The 20,610-nt window shown below is 63.6% G+C and carries 23 protein-coding genes and 1 tRNA gene; 13 read left to right on the top strand and 11 right to left on the bottom strand.

Going from position 1 to position 20,610, the window contains the following annotated elements; all coding sequences use genetic code 11:
- Positions 1 to 501: 501 nt before the first annotated feature.
- Positions 502 to 897, bottom strand: a complete 396-nt coding sequence (locus K309_RS0109575; RefSeq protein ID WP_029046221.1) for a hypothetical protein — start codon at positions 895 to 897, stop codon at positions 502 to 504.
- A gap of 101 nt (positions 898 to 998) precedes the next feature.
- Positions 999 to 1,256, bottom strand: a complete 258-nt coding sequence (locus K309_RS0109570) for a hypothetical protein (protein WP_029046220.1) — start codon at positions 1,254 to 1,256, stop codon at positions 999 to 1,001.
- Positions 1,257 to 1,282: 26 nt separating this feature from the next.
- Between K309_RS0109570 and K309_RS42880 the strand changes: the two genes are divergently transcribed.
- From K309_RS42880 to K309_RS0109555, 4 genes are read left to right on the top strand one after another with little or no spacing between them, the layout of a single operon-like run.
- The gene (locus K309_RS42880) at positions 1,283 to 1,948 is read left to right on the top strand and encodes a hypothetical protein (protein WP_029046219.1); all 666 of its coding nucleotides are present in this window, start codon (positions 1,283 to 1,285) and stop codon (positions 1,946 to 1,948) included.
- A complete protein-coding gene (locus K309_RS41605) occupies positions 1,945 to 2,142 on the top strand; it encodes a hypothetical protein (RefSeq protein ID WP_156914324.1) in 198 nt (65 codons plus the stop codon). The genes K309_RS42880 and K309_RS41605 overlap by 4 nt, the downstream gene beginning before the upstream one ends.
- On the top strand, positions 2,124 to 2,351 hold the full coding sequence (locus tag K309_RS0109560; protein ID WP_156914323.1) for a hypothetical protein: 228 nt from the start codon (positions 2,124 to 2,126) through the stop codon (positions 2,349 to 2,351). The genes K309_RS41605 and K309_RS0109560 overlap by 19 nt, the downstream gene beginning before the upstream one ends.
- Before the next feature lie 2 nt (positions 2,352 to 2,353).
- Entirely contained in the window at positions 2,354 to 3,451 is a 1,098-nt protein-coding gene (locus K309_RS0109555; protein ID WP_029046217.1) for a site-specific integrase, read from the top strand.
- On the opposite strand, the gene K309_RS0109550 is transcribed toward K309_RS0109555, so the two are convergent.
- The 8 genes from K309_RS0109550 to K309_RS0109515 all read right to left on the bottom strand — a co-directional run bounded on the left by K309_RS0109550 (position 3,452) and on the right by K309_RS0109515 (position 10,043).
- Positions 3,452 to 3,952: a hypothetical protein gene (locus K309_RS0109550; RefSeq protein WP_156914322.1), complete on the bottom strand. Its 501-nt coding sequence runs from the start codon at positions 3,950 to 3,952 to the stop codon at positions 3,452 to 3,454.
- A gap of 10 nt (positions 3,953 to 3,962) precedes the next feature.
- Positions 3,963 to 4,283: an STAS-like domain-containing protein gene (locus K309_RS0109545; protein ID WP_029046215.1), complete on the bottom strand. Its 321-nt coding sequence runs from the start codon at positions 4,281 to 4,283 to the stop codon at positions 3,963 to 3,965.
- The gene (locus K309_RS0109540; RefSeq protein WP_029046214.1) at positions 4,280 to 5,152 is read right to left on the bottom strand and encodes a hypothetical protein; all 873 of its coding nucleotides are present in this window, start codon (positions 5,150 to 5,152) and stop codon (positions 4,280 to 4,282) included. The genes K309_RS0109545 and K309_RS0109540 overlap by 4 nt, the downstream gene beginning before the upstream one ends.
- 350 nt (positions 5,153 to 5,502) lie before the next feature.
- A tRNA-His gene (locus K309_RS0109535) sits at positions 5,503 to 5,578 on the bottom strand.
- Positions 5,579 to 5,679: 101 nt separating this feature from the next.
- Positions 5,680 to 5,958 (bottom strand): hypothetical protein, encoded by a 279-nt coding sequence (locus K309_RS0109530; RefSeq protein ID WP_029046213.1) that lies wholly within the window; start codon positions 5,956 to 5,958, stop codon positions 5,680 to 5,682.
- Between the two features lie 993 nt (positions 5,959 to 6,951).
- Positions 6,952 to 7,989 (bottom strand): tRNA dihydrouridine(20/20a) synthase DusA, encoded by a 1,038-nt coding sequence (dusA, locus tag K309_RS0109525; protein ID WP_035877126.1) that lies wholly within the window; start codon positions 7,987 to 7,989, stop codon positions 6,952 to 6,954.
- A gap of 241 nt (positions 7,990 to 8,230) precedes the next feature.
- Positions 8,231 to 8,794 (bottom strand): NADPH-dependent FMN reductase, encoded by a 564-nt coding sequence (locus tag K309_RS0109520; protein ID WP_029046211.1) that lies wholly within the window; start codon positions 8,792 to 8,794, stop codon positions 8,231 to 8,233.
- A gap of 160 nt (positions 8,795 to 8,954) precedes the next feature.
- Positions 8,955 to 10,043, bottom strand: coding sequence for an enoyl-CoA hydratase/isomerase family protein (locus K309_RS0109515; protein WP_029046210.1), 1,089 nt, complete (start codon positions 10,041 to 10,043; stop codon positions 8,955 to 8,957).
- Between the two features lie 138 nt (positions 10,044 to 10,181).
- Between K309_RS0109515 and K309_RS0109510 the strand changes: the two genes are divergently transcribed.
- On the top strand, positions 10,182 to 11,045 hold the full coding sequence (locus tag K309_RS0109510; RefSeq protein WP_029046209.1) for a sterol desaturase family protein: 864 nt from the start codon (positions 10,182 to 10,184) through the stop codon (positions 11,043 to 11,045).
- 44 nt (positions 11,046 to 11,089) lie between these two features.
- Here K309_RS0109510 and typA read toward each other — a convergent pair whose 3' ends face one another.
- Positions 11,090 to 12,910: a translational GTPase TypA gene (gene typA / locus K309_RS0109505; RefSeq protein WP_029046208.1), complete on the bottom strand. Its 1,821-nt coding sequence runs from the start codon at positions 12,908 to 12,910 to the stop codon at positions 11,090 to 11,092.
- 212 nt (positions 12,911 to 13,122) lie between these two features.
- Between typA and K309_RS0109500 the strand changes: the two genes are divergently transcribed.
- The 8 genes from K309_RS0109500 (at position 13,123) to K309_RS39830 (ending at position 20,609) form a co-directional block, all read left to right on the top strand.
- Positions 13,123 to 13,608 (top strand): MarR family winged helix-turn-helix transcriptional regulator, encoded by a 486-nt coding sequence (locus K309_RS0109500; RefSeq protein WP_029046207.1) that lies wholly within the window; start codon positions 13,123 to 13,125, stop codon positions 13,606 to 13,608.
- A gap of 105 nt (positions 13,609 to 13,713) precedes the next feature.
- Positions 13,714 to 15,267, top strand: a complete 1,554-nt coding sequence (locus K309_RS0109495) for an efflux transporter outer membrane subunit (protein ID WP_029046206.1) — start codon at positions 13,714 to 13,716, stop codon at positions 15,265 to 15,267.
- Positions 15,268 to 15,311: 44 nt separating this feature from the next.
- On the top strand, positions 15,312 to 16,625 hold the full coding sequence (locus K309_RS36225) for an HlyD family secretion protein (protein ID WP_232232343.1): 1,314 nt from the start codon (positions 15,312 to 15,314) through the stop codon (positions 16,623 to 16,625).
- A gap of 2 nt (positions 16,626 to 16,627) precedes the next feature.
- On the top strand, positions 16,628 to 18,238 hold the full coding sequence (locus K309_RS0109485) for a DHA2 family efflux MFS transporter permease subunit (protein WP_029046205.1): 1,611 nt from the start codon (positions 16,628 to 16,630) through the stop codon (positions 18,236 to 18,238).
- Between the two features lie 172 nt (positions 18,239 to 18,410).
- A complete protein-coding gene (locus K309_RS0109480) occupies positions 18,411 to 19,199 on the top strand; it encodes an IclR family transcriptional regulator (protein ID WP_029046204.1) in 789 nt (262 codons plus the stop codon).
- Between the two features lie 21 nt (positions 19,200 to 19,220).
- Positions 19,221 to 19,937: a dipeptidase PepE gene (gene pepE, locus K309_RS0109475; RefSeq protein ID WP_029046203.1), complete on the top strand. Its 717-nt coding sequence runs from the start codon at positions 19,221 to 19,223 to the stop codon at positions 19,935 to 19,937.
- 52 nt (positions 19,938 to 19,989) lie between these two features.
- Positions 19,990 to 20,457: an AroM family protein gene (locus K309_RS36220; RefSeq protein WP_084402385.1), complete on the top strand. Its 468-nt coding sequence runs from the start codon at positions 19,990 to 19,992 to the stop codon at positions 20,455 to 20,457.
- Complete coding sequence (locus tag K309_RS39830) at positions 20,454 to 20,609, top strand: hypothetical protein (protein WP_369796405.1); 156 nt, start codon at positions 20,454 to 20,456, stop codon at positions 20,607 to 20,609. Before K309_RS36220 ends, K309_RS39830 begins: the two co-directional genes overlap by 4 nt.
- Position 20,610: the final 1 nt, after the last annotated feature.

Raw genomic sequence — 20,610 nt, 5'->3', positions numbered from 1 at the left:
GTACAACTCAGCAGAGCTGGCTGGAACATCAGGTTCCCCATGCCGTGCAGACCGCCGAATCATCTCGCCATCAGGGCTGACGTATAGCCGCCCATGTATCACAGTATTCCGATCTTCCAAGCGATTGATGACTGCGTCAAGCAGTGCCGGAAGATATACGAGCTCCTCATTGAAGGGAGTGCTATTGATCAACCGCCTCAGAATTTTGGCCTTCTCACGCGCTGACTGCTTACGCAATCGCTCCTCAGCTCTTCCTCGGTCAATGAACTGCTCAAGGCAATCATCAATGGCCTCCTCCATATATGCCGACCACAACGCGACAGTTCCCATCGCGCGAATGACATCTCCATCGTCGGGCATAGCCATAGGCAGCTCCAATGTGTTTGAAGATCCTAGCATGACGAACGAACGCGCCAACCTTTTCTCCGACTCCATGGTGCACGCCAAAGTGCCCCAGATGGCGAGTTGGTCAGCTAAGCAGCCAAATGGGGGCCTCGTGAACTACAAGGCAATGGCAATTCCCGCGCCTGCTGCAATGGCGCCCAGCACGAAAGCCAAGATGGAGCCTCCGAGCCAAGTCAGAGAACTATTGTCCCTGTGGACGGCTTCTTCGGCGTTGCCGGCGAGAATCTTACGGAACATCGCTGATCGATGGCCAAATGCTGGTACCACGCAGACCGCCCCTATCAGGAACAACGCGGCGGCGCCCAATGCATATGGTTTGAACGCTGTTCCCTGTGACTTCGCAAGGAGGTTCTGCAGCAGTCCAAGCATCGCGACCACAGAGCCCCCATTCAATATGAGGCACGCTTTCGTTGCCTCGATCAGGGCAGTGTCCAAACTATTCCAGTGGCGCCGCGCATCCTCGGCAGCGATTCGCTTGTCGTCCGCTTCCATTAGGCCCTCCTCCGAGAATTACGATCAGGAGCACGCTGACCACCAACCACTGCGGCCAAGGCGACCGCCGCGACGTCATGCGCGACCTGCTCCCTATCGACTCACTCCGGCAAGTCGAGCGCCGGATCACCTCGATCAATCATCGCCCTGATATGCCTGTCCGCCGCGTCCATGGCTGCATTCAAGTCGGAAAATTTGCCATGGACTTGGATAGTCCGCTCTTCCTTGCCGGGGGACCCGTCGACCTCGTTCCTCGCATATCGCACCTCACCGTAGCGAGGTCCGCTCCCTTGCTGCGTTCCGCCAACGCGATAGGTGAATCCTTTGTACTTGGTGTCTTTGGAGTTCAGCATGGTCATCCCTTGTCTGGAAAGGACATCCTAGCATGAGAGCCCGAAAGCTCCTGACCGCCGCCGAAGCCCGCGAGATCGCCGGCCCGACTTCCGCCGAGCGCGTCGATACAGCTCTAGACAAGATCCGCGAGGCGGCCAACACCAAGAAGCGCTCGATGGCGCCCCACGATGGCCCCTGGCCCAGCGGCAGCTATAGCAGCGACCGTTCGACCGGGCTAGCCAAGCAGTACGACGAGGCGGTGCGCCAGTTGAAAGAGCTGGCTACATCTACTACGAAGAGCGGCAGTTCGTGGACATGTACACCATTGTGGAATGGTGACCAAATGAACTGCCTTCCACGGAGCGCTACGTCAGCAATTGGGGAGATCAGCCAGAGTTCGACCTTCCCGCAGCTCCCCAGGCTCAATTGCAATGTTCTCGCGTCCAGCATGGTCGACTGTCACCCGAAGATGAGGACCAAGCACCCGTCCGCCTTCAATTTCGAAGACGGTAACCACCTTGTCTCCGAAAGTGAGCGCATCGACGACGTCAAGGACGGTGGCCAGATGCGGTGCCACTGCCCACTCGAACCCGTCACGGTTGACCTCCCCCCACATGACATGAGTAACCCATCCGGTATTTGGATCAATGCGCTTTGCGGTAACGGCGTACGTCGTCATCGTGGCCTCTGGGAAATTGGCAAAGGAATCGTAGCATGACGAACTACCCCCTCGAGCGGCATGGTCGGGTCCAGATCCGTGAGCGCTCCTTTACTGGCTTCACCGCCCTACTTTCGCCAACGGCAGCGCTCACTTGGCGCGAGGTGATCGGTGTGCCGACCGACGAACAAAAACTGAGCAACGTCGAATTGACCCGCCGACTATGGGGTGTGACATGCAAAGCCGATACCTGACAGCCGACGAGCTCGCCGAAATGATCGACTGCAGCAAGAGCAGTTTCGCCTGCATGCGACGACATTTGGAGCGGCATCGCGTGCCGTTCATCCCGAACCTGCGCGGGTTCCCCCAAGTCGACCGTCGGTACTATGAGGCCCGCATGTCCGGCATGGCAGTCGTCGAGGCCTCGCCTGCCGGCATGGAACCCGACTTCTCCGCAATCTGAACATGATTGGACGACGCAAGCGGCCCGATGGGCTGCCATTCCGCCTGTATGTGCGGGCCGGCAAATTCAAGACGAGCTATGGCTACAAGCTCGACAACGGCAAGTGGGCATTCCGGCTGTCCGCGGCGACCAACAATCCCGAGGCAGTCGCCGCTATCCGCGACGACGCGATTCGGCGCGCCAACGAGCTGAACGGCAATGTCGTGCGCGCCGGCACGGTCGAATCGCTTTTCGATCGGTATTTCGAATGGCAGGAAGGGTTGCCTGCTGACAGCGAGTCCAGGAAGGCTGAAGGCACGCTCACCGAGAACAGGCGGGAATCGAAGAAGCTGATCGCTGTGTTTGGGAAGATGGCGCCCGACAGCATCAAGCCCGTCCATGCCTACAAATACCTGGCCGCGCGAGCCAGCAAGGGAGCGCCTGCGAAGGCCAACAAGGAAATCGCCCTGCTGTCCGCGGTGCTGGAGTACGGGCGCAAGCATGGCGACCTTGAGGAGAACCCGTGCCGCGGCATCGAGTACAACCCGACCCGCCCTCGGCAGCGCGTGGTGTCATCGGCCGAGATGCAGCTGATGCGTCGGATCGCGCGCGAACGCGGCGGCAGCTACCACATCATGGCGCTGTGTGCGTATACGGCATTCCTAACCGTCAGCCGCCCAGACGAGATGCGCGCCCTCCTCCGTCAGCGAATCACCGATGCCGGCGTCCAGGTGCCTGTTGGCAAGCGCAAGGCCGGGCATGCCCAGCGCTGGAAGCTCATCTACTGGTCCCCGGAGTTGAAGGCCACGGTCGACGAGGCACTGGCACTACAGCGCACCCCAGGCGTGTATGTCTTTGGCAACACTTCTGGGCAGGTGTACAGTCGCAGCGGGTGGAACACGATCTGGGGCCGGCTGATGGACTACTGCGAAGCGGCAGCAGAGAAGGAGGAAATCCCGTTCGTGCGTTTTGCACTTGCGGACATGCGACCAAGCGCGGTGACCGAGCGGATGGATGAAGGCGATGAGCGCATTGTGGACGCCACCGGACATGCGGATGGCCGCATGGTAGCCAAGATTTACGACCGCAGAAGAGAGCGAAAGGTGAAGGCTACGCGCTAGTCAATCACGACCGATTTGTGTCGAAGCCTTTGCCTTACCAAGTCGGAAGAACGGAAACTGCGCAGGATACCTGTCGCGATATTGGAGCTCGAGAGCGTCTTCCATGTCGAACACGGCATCCGATATCCCTGCGACGATGTCGCTGCCTTGAAGCTGCGCGACGAATTCGCTTGGATCGAAATTCTTCAACGTGATTGATCTACGCAGTCCGACCAAATCGCGCGCCAACCCATCCACATCGACAACTGGGATGCGATAGAGCGTACGCTCCAGCTGATGAAGCTGAGAGAGCAATTCGCCCGACTTCCCGCCGTCATACTTCTCGGCCCGATGAAATGCTGTACCGCCCTGCTCTATCTTGGCTAGCAATTCGTGAACTTTGTCGAGCTGCGACCGGCATTCCTTCCGCCGCTCGCGCGCTTCACTGAATACATGGGTTGCTGCCCACCCGACGACAGCGATGACCCACGGAATGCCTGATGCCCAGTCAGCCCAAGCCAAATTGTTGACCCTAGTGTTGTGTTGGAGCGGCGCTCTTTATGTAGTCTTCGATCTCGACCTTTAGGCTCGCGTTTGAGGCAATGATCACGAGCGTCCGCAACAGTCGTTCTTTGTCGAATCCCTCCCGCACGAGACCGCCGAAAGCCTCTTCCAAAAAGGAAGAGCCATAGCCACGAGCACCGTCCATCTCAATGACGATCTTGTCTTGCTCCTCTCGGAGACTCGGAATCAAGAACTTCCTACGGAACAGTTCGCCACTGGAGGGGCCGTCCCTCTCGAACCGGCCAGCGGGATGCCGAGAAAAGTCCTTCGCAATGCTGATGGTTCTCATACCGCCTCCTTGCTATGCAAGGGGATTAGCCAATAGATAAGTGTCCCCATGATGCTATCAGAGAACTCGAACGGCTTCATGTTTCCGGCCTCACGCTCAATGGCCCCTCGGTTACTGATGACCTGTACACGGCCACCCCGAATGTTATCCACCAGGCTCACAATTTGGTTCAAGCCGTGTCCTCGATGACCTTGGCGTGTGCGAGACACGCTGTCTTGGATCGCATGTGCAATCACATTTGCGTCCTTGCCATCCCCGTATCGAAACGCGCGGGCCCAAACTGACGGGCGCTTCAACCTTAGTGTTGGGGGAATTCCGGCACCAAGATCGCAAAATGCCACCGAAAGCATGCCGTCCTTCTCCTGGGAGAACATCCACCACTCCCCTCTAGCAGTTTTTGTGCCGTCCTCACGCGGAAATTCGTAGGCGTGGTTGAGGACATTGGTCATTGCTTCGGTTATGCCCGTGTACAACTGCTGCGACAAGGCTTCAGCTATCTCCCCGTCATATTCGGCGAGCACGTCCTCGTATGCGGCACCATCTACTTTATGCCCGTGCGCATGGCGCCAGTGGATCACATCCTCGTCCTTTGGTACGACGTCGCACTCAACTCCCAGGAGATCAAGAACACCGAGCTTCTTTAGAACCTGGGCAACCTTGTCAACGCATGGAACCGTTCCAGAAATTGCGACGTTCCCACCCGACAACCTCAGCATCCTGCGCAACTCAGCAACGAACAGCAGCGTACCTTCGGCGTAGAGCTTTTGCGTCCTCGAGAAATCCAAAATCACCGACTTTCGGCGATGCAGAACGATACGACGGAGTTCGCCGAGGGCCTTTATGACCTTGCGTCGGGTAATGTAGTTCATCAGCCCAAAGACGCGGGGTGCCATCCAAGCGATGGCCTGGCCAGCCGGAGAGCGACGACGGGCGGCACGCCTGGGGCGCCGACGGGCGCCTCGCGCATCTCGAATGGGTTGGGATCTGATGAGCCGCTGCTGGCGGCGGACGAGGAAGTATCGCCTCTTATATGTTAGAAGCTTGATGGCTGACTCCCGACCTGGCGGAGCCGACTACCGGCGACCCAAAGAAAAAGGCCAGACATCTGTCCAGCCTTTACCTAAACCCGAAAGAGAATCTGATCTTCCAAAATTGGAAGATCAGATTCCAAAAACAGCCGCAAGTTAGTACTTGGTAACCTGCAAACCATTGAATTCATTGGGGTGGCTGATGGGACTCGAACCCACGACGACAGGAATCACAATCCTGGACTCTACCAACTGAGCTACAGCCACCGTAGAGGTCATCAGCGAAGTGCTGATCGACGAAAACCAAGATTATACAAACACTTTCCCAAGATGGCTAGTATCCCGCACAAATTTTTTCGAGGTTTGCATCACGCCTTGCGCGGCTGCCACTTGGCCTCCAGCAATACTGCCTGCTTGATGGCGGCAATGGTCTCCGCCTCGGTGTCGAAGTGACCCAGCAGCCGGCGTGACTTGCCGTTGAAAACGGCTTCCTGCAGTGCCCTACCCGCGGCTTCGGAAGTACCGTGATGCCAGCAGTAGCGCGCCGTCCATTTGCCATCCTGCAGTTGTTCGGCGACCCAGACCAGCCTGAAGTCCTCAAACACCTCGCCGAATGATCCTTCGTTGTTTGTGTTCGCTTTGCCCACGCTTTCTGCCGTTCATTCGCCTGCGGCGATGTGAAGAATCGTAGCATGCAGGCCGGTTGCCAGACATGGGCGCGCGGGCGCGACAGGCCTTTGCGGCAAGCCACCAATCCGCTGGCCATATGGCGCGCACAGCCCCCACCTCTGCAGGGTTCTTGGCGGACGTGCGCACGGCGATACTCCGTTCCGAGGGACATTGACCCCCCTCGATCTTCCTGACAGGCGGCCCGTCCCCTCGGGCTGCCTGCCTCTTTTACCTTCCGCATCATTCGGTTTGGCAATGCCAGGTTCCCTGGAACCTGGCGCATTGGCCGTGGCCCAATCATCTTCAGGAAGATTGCGAGGAAGGAGCATGCGAACAATGCTTGAACGTCTTGCGGGAGCCTCGTCGCTACTGGGAATGGTCGCGGCCCTGGCGGGCTGTGCTGGCGGCGGAGCCGATGGGCGGGAGTCGGGGGTCACGGCTTACGGGACGCTGGACGTGGGCATCAGCCATACGTCGCGATAGCCCTACCGCCGCAAGCGTGACCGATGGAACTCTTTTCCATGCCGCCCGGTCAAATTCGCTCGAATGGCGCAATCGCAAAAGGCCAAAAAAAGAGTCCGCAGCGCGGACTCTTAACTTTAGCGATCTCAAATGCCCTGAAGGCCGTTGCAATGTAACTGTCATCAGGACTTTGCACCATTCGGGTAAACGAAGAGCGCCGGACGCGCCGACAAAAAAAGCCCGCCGAAGCGGGCCGAATAATCAGTTGAAGAAAGCCCTGTATTCGAGGGCAGGCACAGTGTAAAAAAGTGCCCTGCCTCGGCGAATTAGGGGAATCCCTTTGAATCGCTTGGAATCCCTTTACGGGCGCCGGTTTCCGGGCGATCGGGCTGAGCAAGTGCGGCACGCGCTACCCTTGCGAATCGATGCATAAGTTGGCGATTCGGTGTTAGAGCAAGAGTTCAAGCGCTCCATAACGGCGTGATGCTCATCGTTGAGCGCGAATCGTCTTATGCCGCCAGCGGCTCCGATGCCAGGGGATGCAGGTGTGTACGCGCCTCGGCAAACAGTGCATCCACATCGGCACGAGTGCGCGCGGCATGCATGCGCTTCGCATCGGACAGCACGCGGCGCCAGCCTCGTCCTCCCGCAACCCCGCGGTACAGCCCCAGCATATGCCGAGTGACTGCGCCCATATACCCGCCGCGTTCGACCATGTCGCCGATATAACCCTGCATCGCCTGCTCTACATCCAGCCGCGACCGCACTGGTGCCTCGGCGTCGCCATAGAATCGCACGTCCATTTCCGCCAGCACATAGGGCTGGTGATATGCCTCGCGGCCAATCATCACGCCGTCGATGTGCCGCAGATGCTGCGCCATCTCGTCATAGGTGACGATGCCGCCATTGATCAGTATCTCCAGCTGCGGAAATTCCTGTTTCAGCTGGTACGCCACTTCATAGCGCAGCGGCGGGATCTCGCGGTTTTCCTTTGGGCTCAGGCCTTTCAGGATGGCATTGCGCGCATGAACGATAAATGTTTCGCAGCCCGCCTCAGCGACCGTGCCGACAAAATCACGCACGAAATCGTAGTGCTCGACGGTATCGATGCCGATACGGTGCTTCACCGTCACCGGGATGCTTACCGCATTGCGCATCGCCTTCACGCAATCGGCAACCAGTTCGGGCTCCGCCATCAGGCAGGCGCCGAAGGCACCGCGCTGCACGCGCTCGGACGGGCAGCCGCAATTCAGGTTGATCTCCTTGTAGCCCCATTGCTCGCCCAACCTCGCCGCCGCGGCCAGGTCAGCGGGCTCACTGCCACCCAGCTGCAGCGCGACGGGCTGCTCGGCCGCATCGAAGTCCAGGTGGCGCGGCACGTCGCCATGCAGCAGCGCGCCGGTGGTCACCATCTCGGTATACAGCCAGGTATGGCGACTGAGCTGGCGGTGGAAGGTGCGGCAATGACGATCTGTCCAATCCATCATTGGCGCCACGGATACGCGGCGCGGGCTTGCCGCGGCAGGTTTACCTTGAAAATGGGTCATTTGGGAACGGATCGGCACGGCCAATCCTCATGCTGCTCGCAGATATCAACGGCGCCCGGTGGAATTCCCATGCGCCGGGGGCGCCGCACACAATGCAGCCTCAGCAGTATCGCGGCTTCGGGAGGCGCATGAGTCTACCACCCTGGCAGATCTTTCGCCTGAGACGCTGCCCGCACGGCGAAAACCTCGCCGGTCCTTGCCGTGAACCACCGGCAATTGCCGGGCGCGGGCGCGCCGCGCCTCATCGTGTGGCTGCAGTCTTGTCGATCCACATGGCGAAGGCGGTCAGGAACTTGTCGAGGAAGCCCCGCGTGGATTCGCTGGCAATGCCGCCCTGCTCGTCGAATAGCTTGTCGACGCCGCCGATATAGGCCTCGGGCTGCTGCAGGAGCGGAACATTGAGGAACACCATCGACTGCCGCAGGTGATGGTTGGCGCCGAAGCCACCGACGGCTCCCGGCGAGGCACTGACGATGGCGGCAGGCTTGCCGTCCCAGACGCTGCTGCCATAGGGACGCGAGCCCACGTCGATGGCGTTCTTCAGCGGTGCGGGGACCGAGCGGTTGTACTCAGGCGTGACGAACAGCACCGCATCGGCGCGGCGCACGCGGTCGCGGAAAGCGGCCCAGGTCTGGGGCGGCTTGTCGTCCAGGTCCTGGTTGTAGAGCTGCAGTTCGCCGATCTCGAGGATCTCCAGCTTGAGTTGTGCCGGCGCCTGCGCGATCAGCGCCTTGGCCAGCTTGCGGTTATACGACTCCTTGCGCAGGCTTCCCACCAGTACAACGACATCACGAGGATTGCTCATCACGGCTCCTTTGTCTGTGTGGACGCTTGAAGCGGGCGGCGCAGGCGCCATGATTGGCATCGCTGCCCGCGCCGGTCCAGCCACCACTCTACCCGAGTCGCGACTGGCCTGCCGTGAGGCGAGCGGCGCGCGAGGCCGCCTGGCAGGGGCAACGGGCTGATCAGGCGCCCTTGCCCAGCGCGGCGAGCGGATGGTCTTCCATACGCCACGGGCTGTCGAAGAACGACTGGACTGTCTCGCGGCCAACCTCATCCAGCCGGGCATGCTGCCAGCGCGGCTTGTGGTCCTTGTCGATCGCCAGGGCGCGGATGCCCTCGACGCCGTCGCCCTTGCGGAACACGTAGTACATCATGTCCAGCTCCATGCGCAGCTCATCGTCGAGCGACATGCCGCGCGCGCGGCGGATCTGCTCCAGCGACACGCACAGCATCAGCGGCGAGCGGCTGCGCAGCATGGCAGCGGTCTGCGCGGCCCAGTCGCCCGGCGCGTCGCTGACGGCGGCAAGGATATCCTGCGCGGTATTGCCGGCGAACAGCGCGTCGATCTGTGCGGACAGGCCCGCCAGCGTGCTTTGCGCGGGCAGGCAGTCAGCGCGGTGCGGCGCAGTGAAGCCATCGATATGCGCGAGGACGGCATCGCCGGCGGCAAACTGCCGCGCGCGCAGCGAATCGATCAGCTCGGCCAGCCGGTTGCCTGGCAGGTAGGCATCGGCCATTTCTGCATACAGCGCATCGGCCGCGCTGATCGCGGTGCCGGTCAGCCCCAGGTATTCGCCGATATGGCCCGGCGTGCGTGCCAGGAACCAGCCACCGCCGACATCGGGGAACAGGCCGATATTGGTTTCGGGCATGGCCATCCTGGTGCGCTCGGTAACCAGGCGCAGCCGGGCGCCTTGCGAAATGCCCATGCCGCCGCCCATCACCACGCCGTCCATCAGCGCGATATAAGGCTTGGCGTAGCGGTGGATCAGGAAATTGAGCGCGTATTCCTCGACAAAGAACTGGTCGAGCAGCGGATCGCCTTCATGCGCCGCCTTGTGGAAGTAGCGGATATCGCCACCGGCGCAGAATGCCTTGCCGCCGGCACCGGAGACCACCACCGCCACCACTTCGGGCGCCGAAGCCCACGCCTGCAGCGCCTGTGTCATGGCGCGGATCATGTCCAGCGACAGCGCGTTGAGCGCCTGCGGGCGATTCAGCGTCAGGTATCCGATGCCACCGTGGACTTCGGTCGTGACGAATTCAGTCATGTCTTGCTCCTCCAATGCAACGGGTGATTTTACGCCAGCCGCACCGGCGGGGCGTACCCCATGGGCAGCTTGCGGCGCATGCACGAGCATTGAGGAATTCCTCGTAGCAATTCCGGTCGGAATGTGCACACTTGCGGGATGACCACCGAATCGCTCGATCCCGGACTCGTGCTGCTGGCGTTTGCGCCGGTCTTCCTGCTGTCCGTCTCGGGCGAGGCCTGGTATTGGGCGCGCCGCGACCGGTCGGTGTACAGCCTGCGCGATACGCTCTCCAATGCGGCGCTCGCGCTGATGCACCAGGCCTCTGACGCATTTTTCCTTTGGCTGATGATCCGGACGGTGTACGGCTGGTGTTACCAGCATGGATTGCGTGCGGTGCCGGAGACGGCGTGGTCGTTCGCGCTGTTGCTGCTGTTGCAGGACTTGCTCTACTACTGGTTCCACCGCGCCAGCCATCGCGTGCGCTGGCTATGGGCATCGCACGTGACGCATCACTCGTCGGAAGGCATGAATTTCTCGACGGCGTTCCGGCAAAGCCTGACGTATCCACTGTCCGGGATGTGGCTGTTCTGGATTCCGCTGGCGTATATCGGCTTCACGCCGGACTGGGTGATCCTGGCCGTCGGCCTTAATCTGGCATTCCAGTTCTTCGTCCATACGCGGCTGGGACAGCGCTCGCCCTGGATCGAGTCGCTGTTCAACACGCCTTCGGTCCATCGCGTGCATCACGCCAGGAACCCGCAGTACATCGACCGCAACTACGCCGGCGTGCTGACGGTGTGGGACAGGCTCTTCGGAACCTTCGTCCCCGAGCGGGAGATGCCGGTGTACGGCATCACGCGCCAGGTGCGCACGCACAACCCGCTGACGCTGACTTTCCACGAATGGCGCGACATGTTCGCCGATGCGTGGCGCGACCGGGATGTCCGCTATCTGTGGAAACCGCCGGAATGGCGCAGCCCGCGCGCGCCGGCAATGGCGCCGCCGCCCGACGGGCAATAAAAAAACCGCGCCCCGGGCGCGGTTTTCTATGACCAGCTCAATGCTTATGCGCCTTCGCGGGCAGCACGCTTGCGCTCATGCTCCTTCAGGTGGCGCTTGCGCAGGCGGATGCTCTTGGGCGTAAGTTCGACCAGTTCGTCGTCGGCGATGAACTCCACCGCATACTCGAGCGACATCTGGATCGGCGGCACCAGGCGCACGGCTTCGTCGGTACCCGAAGCGCGCACGTTGGTCAGCTGCTTGCCCTTGATCGGGTTGACCACCAGGTCGTTGTCGCGGCTGTGGATGCCGATGATCATGCCTTCATACAGCGCATCGCCCGGCTTGACGAACATACGCCCGCGGTCCTGCAGCTTCCACAGCGCGTAGGCCACGGCATCACCGTCGTCCTGCGAGATCAGCACGCCGTTGTGGCGCTCGCCCAGGCCGCCTTCGCGCACCGGCGCGTAGTCGTCGAAGATATGGCTGATCAGGCCGGTGCCGCGCGTCAGCGTCAGGAACTCGCCCTGGAAGCCGATCAGGCCACGGGCCGGGATGCGGTATTCCAGGCGCGTGCGGCCCTTGCCGTCCGAGGCCATGTCGAGCAGTTCGCCCTTGCGGCGGCCCAGCTCTTCCATCACGCCGCCCTGGTGGCTGTCTTCGACGTCCACGGTCAGCAGTTCGTACGGCTCATGCTTGACGCCGTCGATTTCCTTGAACACCACGCGCGGCCGCGACACGGCCAGCTCGTAGCCTTCGCGGCGCATGTTTTCCAGCAGGATGGTCAGGTGCAGCTCACCGCGGCCCGACACTTCGAAGATGGTGTCGTCGCCGGTATCAGCCACGCGCAGCGCCACATTCGACTTCAGTTCGCGGTCCAGGCGCTCGCGCAGCTGGCGGCTGGTCACGAACTTGCCTTCCCGGCCGGCCAGCGGCGAGGTGTTGACGCAGAAGTTCATCGTCAGCGTCGGCTCGTCCACCTTCAGCATCGGCAGCGCGTCCTGGGCGTCCGGCGCACACACGGTGCAACCGATGCCCAGTTCTTCGATGCCGTTGATCAGCACGATGTCGCCTGCTTCGGCTTCCTGCACGATCTCGCGCTCCAGGCCCTGGAACTTCAGCACCTGGTTGATGCGGCCCTTGATCGGATTGCCTTCCGGGCCGAACTTGACCACTACGTCCTGCAGCGGACGGGCGCGGCCACGCGAGATGCGGCCCACGCCAATCTTGCCAACGTAGCTGGAGTAGTCCAGCGAGATAATTTGCAGTTGCAGCGGGCCGTCCCGATCGTCGTCACGCACCGGCACCTTGTCCAGCACGGTCTCGAACAGCGGCTTCATGTCGCCGTCGCGCACGTCTTCGGTCAGGCCGGCAAAGCCGTTCAGGCCCGAGGCGTAGATCACCGGGAAGTCGAGCTGCTCGTCGGTGGCGCCCAGCTTGTCGAACAGGTCGAAGGTCTGGTTGATGACCCAGTCCGGACGCGCGCCCGGGCGGTCGATCTTGTTGACCACCACGATCGGCTTCAGGCCCAGCGCCAGCGCCTTGCGCGTGACGAAGCGGGTCTGGGGCATCGGGCCCTCGACCGCATCGACCAGCAGCAGCACGCCGTCGACCATCGACAGCACGCGCTCCACTTCACCGCCGAAGTCGGCGTGGCCCGGGGTGTCGACGATATTGATATGGGTGCCGTTGTATTCGACGGCACAGTTCTTCGCGAGAATCGTGATCCCGCGTTCCTTTTCCAGGTCGTTCGAGTCCATCACCCGCTCGGCGACTTGCTGGTTGTCGCGGAAGGTGCCTGCCTGGCGCAGGAGCTGGTCGACCAGGGTGGTCTTGCCATGATCGACGTGGGCGATGATGGCGATGTTTCGGATGGCGCGGGTCATTGCTGCGTCTCGCTAAAAGCGACTCCCGCAAGGGAGAGTCGGAGAATCTGAGGTAACCCAACATTCTAGCATGTTGCGGCGCAAGATGCTTTGACCTCAACCGTCACTCCGCTAGCAAATATCATTGCCAAAAGTGAAATAACCAATTTCCGTTCTTGCGCATCCTTAAACACAAACATATATTTGCCACAGCAAAGATTGCAAAGGCAAAGATGTCACAGGACCTTCCCTCCCGACCGCCGGCAACGAACGCCGGGTTGTTCGATCCCGCCAGTTACCAGATGTGCGACAGCGTCGGCTACCTGCTGCAGCGCGCCAAGAACGCGCTGGCGCACACCGTCGAGCAGGAGGTCAGCAGCCTGGACATCACGCATGCGCAGGCCAGTTGCCTGATCATGATCGCCTCCGGACGCGCCGCCACGGTGACAGAGCTGGGGCGCGAACTGAACACCGACATGGGTTCCGTCACGCGCCTGCTCAGCCGCATGGAAAAGCGCGGCCTGATCGAACGGCAGCGCCGCGACGCCGACCGCCGCGTGGTCGACCTGTTGCTGACCGAGCAGGGCCAGGCCCTGGCCGACCGCCTGCCGAGCATCTTCTGCAAAGTACTTTCCCAGCACTTCAGCGGGTTTTCCGCCGACGAAGTCCAGTTGCTGAAGAGCATGTTGCGCCGGGTCATCGACAACTACAGCGGGTAGCGCGGCGCCGGCCGGAGCCCGAACCCCGGCGAGGCAGACCGTCCGGCACGCCGGACACACCGTACCACCCGTCACAAAGCATGGCTCCGGACACGGAGCGACACCATGAAACAAGTTCTCTCTTCACAAGCCCCGTTGCCAGCCCGCCCGCTCGAGCTGGCACGCCGGGCGGGCACGCTGGCATTGACGGTCGTTGCCGCGGCGGTGCTGGCCGGCTGTGCAGCGCTCGGCAACTCGCACAGTACCCAGACCATGGCCGACCCGGCCGCGATGGCCACCTCGCAAATCCTGCCCGGCGAACACGGGCAGTGGCCCACGCAGGACTGGGTAGACCAGTTCAGGGACCCGCAGCTGAGCGCGCTGGTCGACGAGGCCGTCAAAGACAATCCCAGCCTGCAGGCGGCCTTTGCCCGCGTGGAAGCGTCGCGCGCCATGGCCGAGGCCACGCGCAGCGCGCTCTACCCGCACCTGGAGTTCGAAGGCAGCCTGATCCGCCAGCGCTTCTCCGAGAAGGACCTGTTCGAAGGCACGCCACTGGCCGGCTCGTGGCAGAACCAGTCGCGCCTGCAGGTGGGCCTGTCCTATGACTTCGACTTCTGGGGCAAGAACCGCGATGCGCTCGAAGCGGCGCTGTCGGACGACCGTGCCGCCGAGGCGGAAAGCCAGGCCTCGCGCCTGATCCTGGCGACCTCGATCGCGCGCAACTACGCCCGCCTGGCCGCGCTGTATGCCCAGCGCGACGTCGCCGAGCGTGCCATCGCGCAGCGCCGCGACCTGACCGAGCTGTCGCGCCAGCGGCTGGCCGCCGGCCTGGACACGCAGGTCGAGACCACGCAGGCACGCGGCACCGTGGCCGCATCGCAGACCGACCTGCAGCGCGTCGACGAAGAGATCGCGCTGGCCCGCAACCAGCTCGCCGCGCTGCTGGGCAAGGGCCCGGACCGCGGCCTGCAGATCCAGCCGCCGGTGCTGCTGGCCCAGGCCACACCCACTCTTCCCGACGACCTGACCATCGGCCTGCTGGGCCGCCGCCCCGACCTGGTGGCGGCGCGCTGGCGCGTCGAAGCGGCGTCCAAGGACATCAACGTCGCCAAGAAGGAATTCCTGCCCGACGTCAGCCTGACGGCATTTGCCGGCCTGGCAGCGCTGGATCCGTCCAACCTGCTGATGGGCATCAGCCGCACCTTCGGCATCGGCCCGACCGTGCGCCTGCCGATCTTCGAGGGCGGCAGGCTGCGCGCCAACCTGAAGGGCAAGTACGCCGGCTACGACATCGCCGTGGCCAACTACAACCAGGCGCTAGTGGACGCGCTGCGCGAAACCGCCGACACCATGACCAGCATCCGCAGCGTCGACAAGCAGATCCAGACCCAGCGCGAAGCCCTGGACCTGGCCGAGCACGCCTACGCGCTGGCGACTACGCGCTACAAGGCAGGTCTGGGCACGCAGCTGACCGTGCTCAACGCGGAAAGCAACGTGCTGCAGCAGCGCCGGCTCGCGACCGACCTGCAGGCACGCCGGCTTGACCTGCAGATGGGCCTGATGAAGGCGCTCGGCGGGGGCTACCAGGAGCCTGCCGACGAAGAGAGCCACGCAGGCCACAGCCAGGCCGGCGCCGCGCAGCAACAGGACAAGACCCAGGCGGGCGCCCGCGGCTGATCCGCGCACCCAGTGATCGCAGACAAGATTCAGCAGAGAACATCATGAGCAATAACCAGCAAGCGACCGGCACCAACCATCCCCAGCAAACCCCGGCCTCCGGCGACAATGGCAAGCGCAAGCGCATGCTGCTGGCGCTGACCGCGGCGATCGTCGTTGCCGGCATCGGCTACGGCGTGTACTGGGGCATGTACGCCCGCCATTTCGAAAGCACCGACGATGCGTACGTTGCCGGCAACGTGGTGCAGGTGACCCCGCTGGTCGGCGGCACCGTCGTGTCGATCGCCGCCGACGACACCCAGCTCGTCACCGCCGGCCAGCCGCTGATCCAGCTTGACCGGGCCGATACCCAGGTATCGATGGAACAGGCCGAGGCGCAACTGGCGCAGGCCGTGCGTGAGGTGCGCACGCTTTACGTGAACAACGGCTCGCTCGCCGCCAACGTGGCGCTGCGCGAAGCCGATGTCGCCAAGGCGCGCGAAGATTTGCGCCGCCGCCAGGCCATCGCCGGCACGGGCGCGGTCTCCAGTGAAGAGATCGCGCACGCGCAGGCCGCGCTCAAGGCCGCGGAATCGGCGCTGCTGGCCGCGCGCGAGCAGCTCGCGTCGAACAAGGCACTGACCGACCAGACCACGGTGGAGAAGCACCCCAACGTGCAGCGCGCCGCCGCCAACCTGCGATCGGCCTACCTGTCGTTCGCGCGCTCGACGCTGCCGGCGCCGGTGACCGGCTACGTGGCCAAGCGCTCGGTGCAGGTGGGCCAGCGCGTGGCCGCGGGCGCGCCGCTGATGGCCGTGGTGCCGCTGGACCAGGTCTGGGTCGACGCCAACTTCAAGGAAGTGCAGATCACCCATATGCGCATCGGCCAGCCGGTGACGCTGGAGGCTGACGTGTACGGCTCCAAGGTGGAGTACAAGGGCAAGGTCGCGGGCTTCTCGGCCGGTACCGGCTCGGCCTTCTCGCTGCTGCCGGCACAGAACGCCACCGGCAACTGGATCAAGGTGGTGCAGCGCCTGCCGGTGCGGATCGCGCTGGATGCGCGGCAGCTCAAGGACCACCCGCTGCGCGTGGGCCTGTCGATGACCGTGAAGGTCGACGTGCGCCGCGAGGAAGGCGCCGCCATGGCCAACGCCGCGCCGGCCAGGCTGATGCAGACCGATGTCTATGACAAGGTGGCACAGGACGCCGACCAGCTGATCGCACAGATCATCACCGCCAACAACGGCGGCCGCGCCGCCGGCCTGCCTGCTGCCGCCGGGGCCGAAGGCGCCAAGGGGACCAACGGAGGCAACGGGGCCATCGGGCCCGACACCGCCAACGCGACCGGCGGTGCCAACGCCAAGCCGGCCCGCTCCTGATCATGGCCAACTCCATCACCGCCGCGCAGTCCGGCGCCGGCACGCCGGCGCGGCCTGCCGCGCCGCTGGCGCCGCAGCCGCCGCAGCCGCTGACCGGCGGCAAGCTGGTGCTCGGCACCATCGCGCTGTCGCTGGCCACGTTCATGAACGTGCTCGACTCGTCGATCGCCAACGTGTCGATCCCGGCGATCTCGGGCGACCTCGGGGTGGCGCCGAACCAGGGCACCTGGGTCATTACCTCGTTCGCGGTGGCCAATGCGATCTCGGTGCCGCTGACCGGCTGGCTGACCACGCGCTTCGGCGCGGTGCGGCTGTTCATCACGTCGATCCTGCTGTTCGTGCTGGCGTCGTGGCTGTGCGGCGTCGCGCCCAACCTGGAAACGCTGCTGGCCGCCCGAGTGCTGCAAGGGGCGGTGGCGGGGCCGATGATCCCGCTGTCGCAGTCGCTGCTGCTGTCGAGCTATCCGCCCGCGAAGAGCACCATGGCGCTGGCGCTGTGGGGCATGACCACGCTGGTGGCGCCCATCATGGGCCCGCTGCTGGGTGGCTGGATCTCCGACAACATGACGTGGCCGTGGATCTTCTACATCAACGTGCCGGTGGGGATCATCACCGCCTACGCCACCTGGGCCATCTACAAGGACCGCGAGACGCCGACCAAGGTGCTGCCGATCGACCGCATCGGCCTGGCGCTGCTGGTGATCTGGGTGGGCTCGATGCAGCTGATGCTCGACAAGGGCAAGGAGCTGGACTGGTTCCACTCCACCGAGATCGTGGTGCTGACGCTGGTGGCAATTGTCGGTTTCCTGTTCTTCCTGGCGTGGGAGACCTATGAGAAGCATCCGATCGTCGACATCAGCCTGTTCAAGGGCCGCAACTTCAGCTCGGGCGTGGTGGCAATCTCGGTGGCATACGGGCTGTTCTTCGGCAACCTGGTGATCCTGCCGCTGTGGCTGCAGACCATCGTCGGCTATACCGCGACGGATGCCGGCATCGTGATGGCGCCGGTGGGGATCTTCGCGATCCTGCTGTCGCCGGTGATCGGGCGCAACTTGCCGAAGATGGATGCGCGCTGGGTCGCAACGGCTGCGTTCATCACCTTCGGCATCGTCAGCCTGATGCGTTCGGGCTTCACCACGCAGGTCGATACCTGGACGCTGATGGTGCCGACGCTGATCCAGGGCGCGGCAATGGCGATGTTCTTTATCCCGCTGACTTCGATCATCCTGTCGGGGCAGCCGGCCGAGAAGATTCCGGCGGCGTCGGGCCTGTCGAACTTCGTGCGGATCACCTTCGGCGGCATCGGCGCCTCGATCTCGACCACGGTATGGGAGAACCGCTCGGCCCTGCACCATGCGCAGCTGGTCGAGCAGGTGAACCCGTACAACCCGGCCTACCAGGACCAGCTCAGCCACCTGATGCAGATGGGCATGAGCCAGGCACAGGCGGTGGGGGTGATCGAGCGCAATATCAGCCAGCAGGCAGCCATGCTGGGCGCCAACGATATCTTCTGGATCTCGGGGATGCTGTTCTTCGTACTGATCGGCTTTGTCTGGCTGACGCGGCCGGCCAGGGGCGGCGGCGGTTCGGCGGACGCGATGGCGGCGCACTGAGGCACACGCCTGCTGATGGGACAAAGGGACGCTTGCGAGCGTCCCTTTTTTGTCTTCTCGACTGGCCCCCTTGTATTCCGGCCCCGGCCGTCCTATGATTTCCGAACCGATTTACGGAACCATGGTTCCGAAAAACGGAACCAACCGAATATCAGAACGACGGAGCGACGGTGTGAGCATTCTCGAAGGCGTGGAAAGCGTGCTGGCCATGTTCGAACAGGGCCGGCACGAAGTCACGTTCAACGACGTCATTGACGAACTCGGCCTGGCCAAGAGCTCGGCTTCGCGGCTGCTGGCGCAGATGGTGCGCTACCGGCTGCTGGAGCTGCAGCCGTCGACACGGCGCTACCGCCCCGGGACGCTCCTGATTCGCGCCGCCCAGGCGGCGACACAGGCGCATCCGTTCGACGAGCAATGCCGGGCCATCCTGGCTTCGCTGTCGGACTCCACCGGCTTTACCGCCTACCTGTCGATGCTCGACGGCACCGACACCGTGGTCCTGCAGCGCCTGAACGGCAGCAACCCGGTGCAAGTGCTGTCGCCGCCGGGCGCGCGGCGGCCGGCATTCACCACCGCGATGGGCCGCGTCCTGCTCTCGCGCCTGCCGGAAGCCGAATTCAGCGCACGCTATGGCACCTCCGGTGCGCGCAAATTGCCCGAGGCGCCGGCGGGCTGCCCCTCTACTGTGGCCGAACTGGCCGAGCGCGTGGCAAGCGCCAGCCGCGAGCGCAGCGCGATCGCCGTGAATGAAGGCATGCCGGGCATCGGCGCGGTGGCCACCACGCTGGCCGATCCGCTTTCCGGCGATGTGCGCGGCCTGTGCCTGTCGTTCACCGCGATGCAGGTCAGCCAGGCCCAGGCCGACGCGCTGCGCGAAACGCTGGTGCGGGCGGTGGCGCCGGTCGGGCAGCGCATCGGCGATCCGCTCTGGCTCCATCCCGGCGACACCGCCGGGCACTAGCAACCCCGGCAGCTCAATCCCATGGAACTCCTGTTACTCAGCAACTCCTCCAGCGACGCGGGCTACCTCGTCCATGCCCACGACGCCATCCGCGAACTGGCCGGCGGACGCACCCGTGCCTGCTTCCTGCCGTTCGCCGGCGTCACGCGCGACTGGGGCACGTATGAAGCATTGGTGCGCGACGCACTGGCCCCGGCCGGCATCGAAGCGCACTCCCCGCACCGGCTCTCCGATGCCGACTGCGTACGGGCTTTGGAAGCGGCCGAACTGATCGTCATCGGTGGCGGCAACACCTTCCGCCTGCTGCAATGCCTGCGCGAGCGCGGCCTGCTGCCCGTCATCGCGCGCCAGGTGGCTGCGGGCGCCGCGCGCTATATCGGCTGGAGCGCGGGCACCAACGTCGCCTGCCCGACCATCCGCACCACCAACGACATGCCGGTCGCCGACCCCGGCGGCCTCGATGCGCTCGCGCTGGTGCCCTTCCAGATCAACCCGCACTACTTCAACCTGGTGGTCCCGGGCTTCCGCGGCGAAACCCGTGACCAGCGCCTGGCCGAGTTCACGGTGCTGCAGCCGCGGATGCCGGTGCTGGGCCTGCCCGAAGGCAACTGGGTGCGCGTATCGGGCGATTGCATGGAGATGGGCGGCGCGCATGGCGCACGCTGGTTCCTTGGCCAGGAGATCGAAGACGTCGCCCCCGGCGCATTGTCGGTGCCGGCCTGCGCCACTGCCATCTGACCCGTCGCAATACAGGAAAGCCAAGCAAGATGTCCATCAAGCAGGTGATTGAATCGCGGAAGAATTCGGCATCCTCGATGACCTTGACGCCGATGCCATCGCCACGCTCGCCCCCGACGGCGGCGAATACCGCTTCGCCAGCCGCCTGCGCGACGGCTCGCAGGCGGTGATGGGCAAGCCGGTGGCCGAGGCCATGCTGGCGCGGCTGATGGCATCGCTGGACGATGGCCGCTTCGACGCACTGGTGCCGCTATGCACAGGCACCGCGCTGCCGCCGATGCGCACGCTGGTGATCGAGCCGCAGCAGGTGGTGGATCACCTGACCGTCGCGCTCGCCCAGGGATGCAAGCGGCTCGGCATCGTGCTGCCCCTGGAAGGCCAGGTCGGCAGCTTTCATCTGATCGGGCCGGTGTCCTGTGAATTGCGCGTTACGCATGCCTCCCCTTATACCGACACCGGCACTTCGGCCCGAAGGACCTGCCCAGGCCGATCGTCGCCCGCTACAACCAGGCACTGGTGAAGGCGCTCGCGAATCCGGAAGTGAAGAAGAAGATGGCGGAATTCGGCTCCGAGCCGGTCGGCGACACGCCGGAGCATTTCGCCGGGTTCCTGGCACAGGACCGCAAGATGTGGGCCGACGTGATCAAGGCAGCGAAAATCACGCTCGACTGAT

The sequence above is a fragment of the Cupriavidus phytohabitans genome (assembly GCF_000426345.1).
Taxonomy (GTDB): Bacteria; Pseudomonadota; Gammaproteobacteria; order Burkholderiales; family Burkholderiaceae; genus Cupriavidus.
The sequence above is the reverse complement of the archived record's forward strand: the minus strand, read 5'-3'. Positions and strand labels throughout refer to the sequence as shown.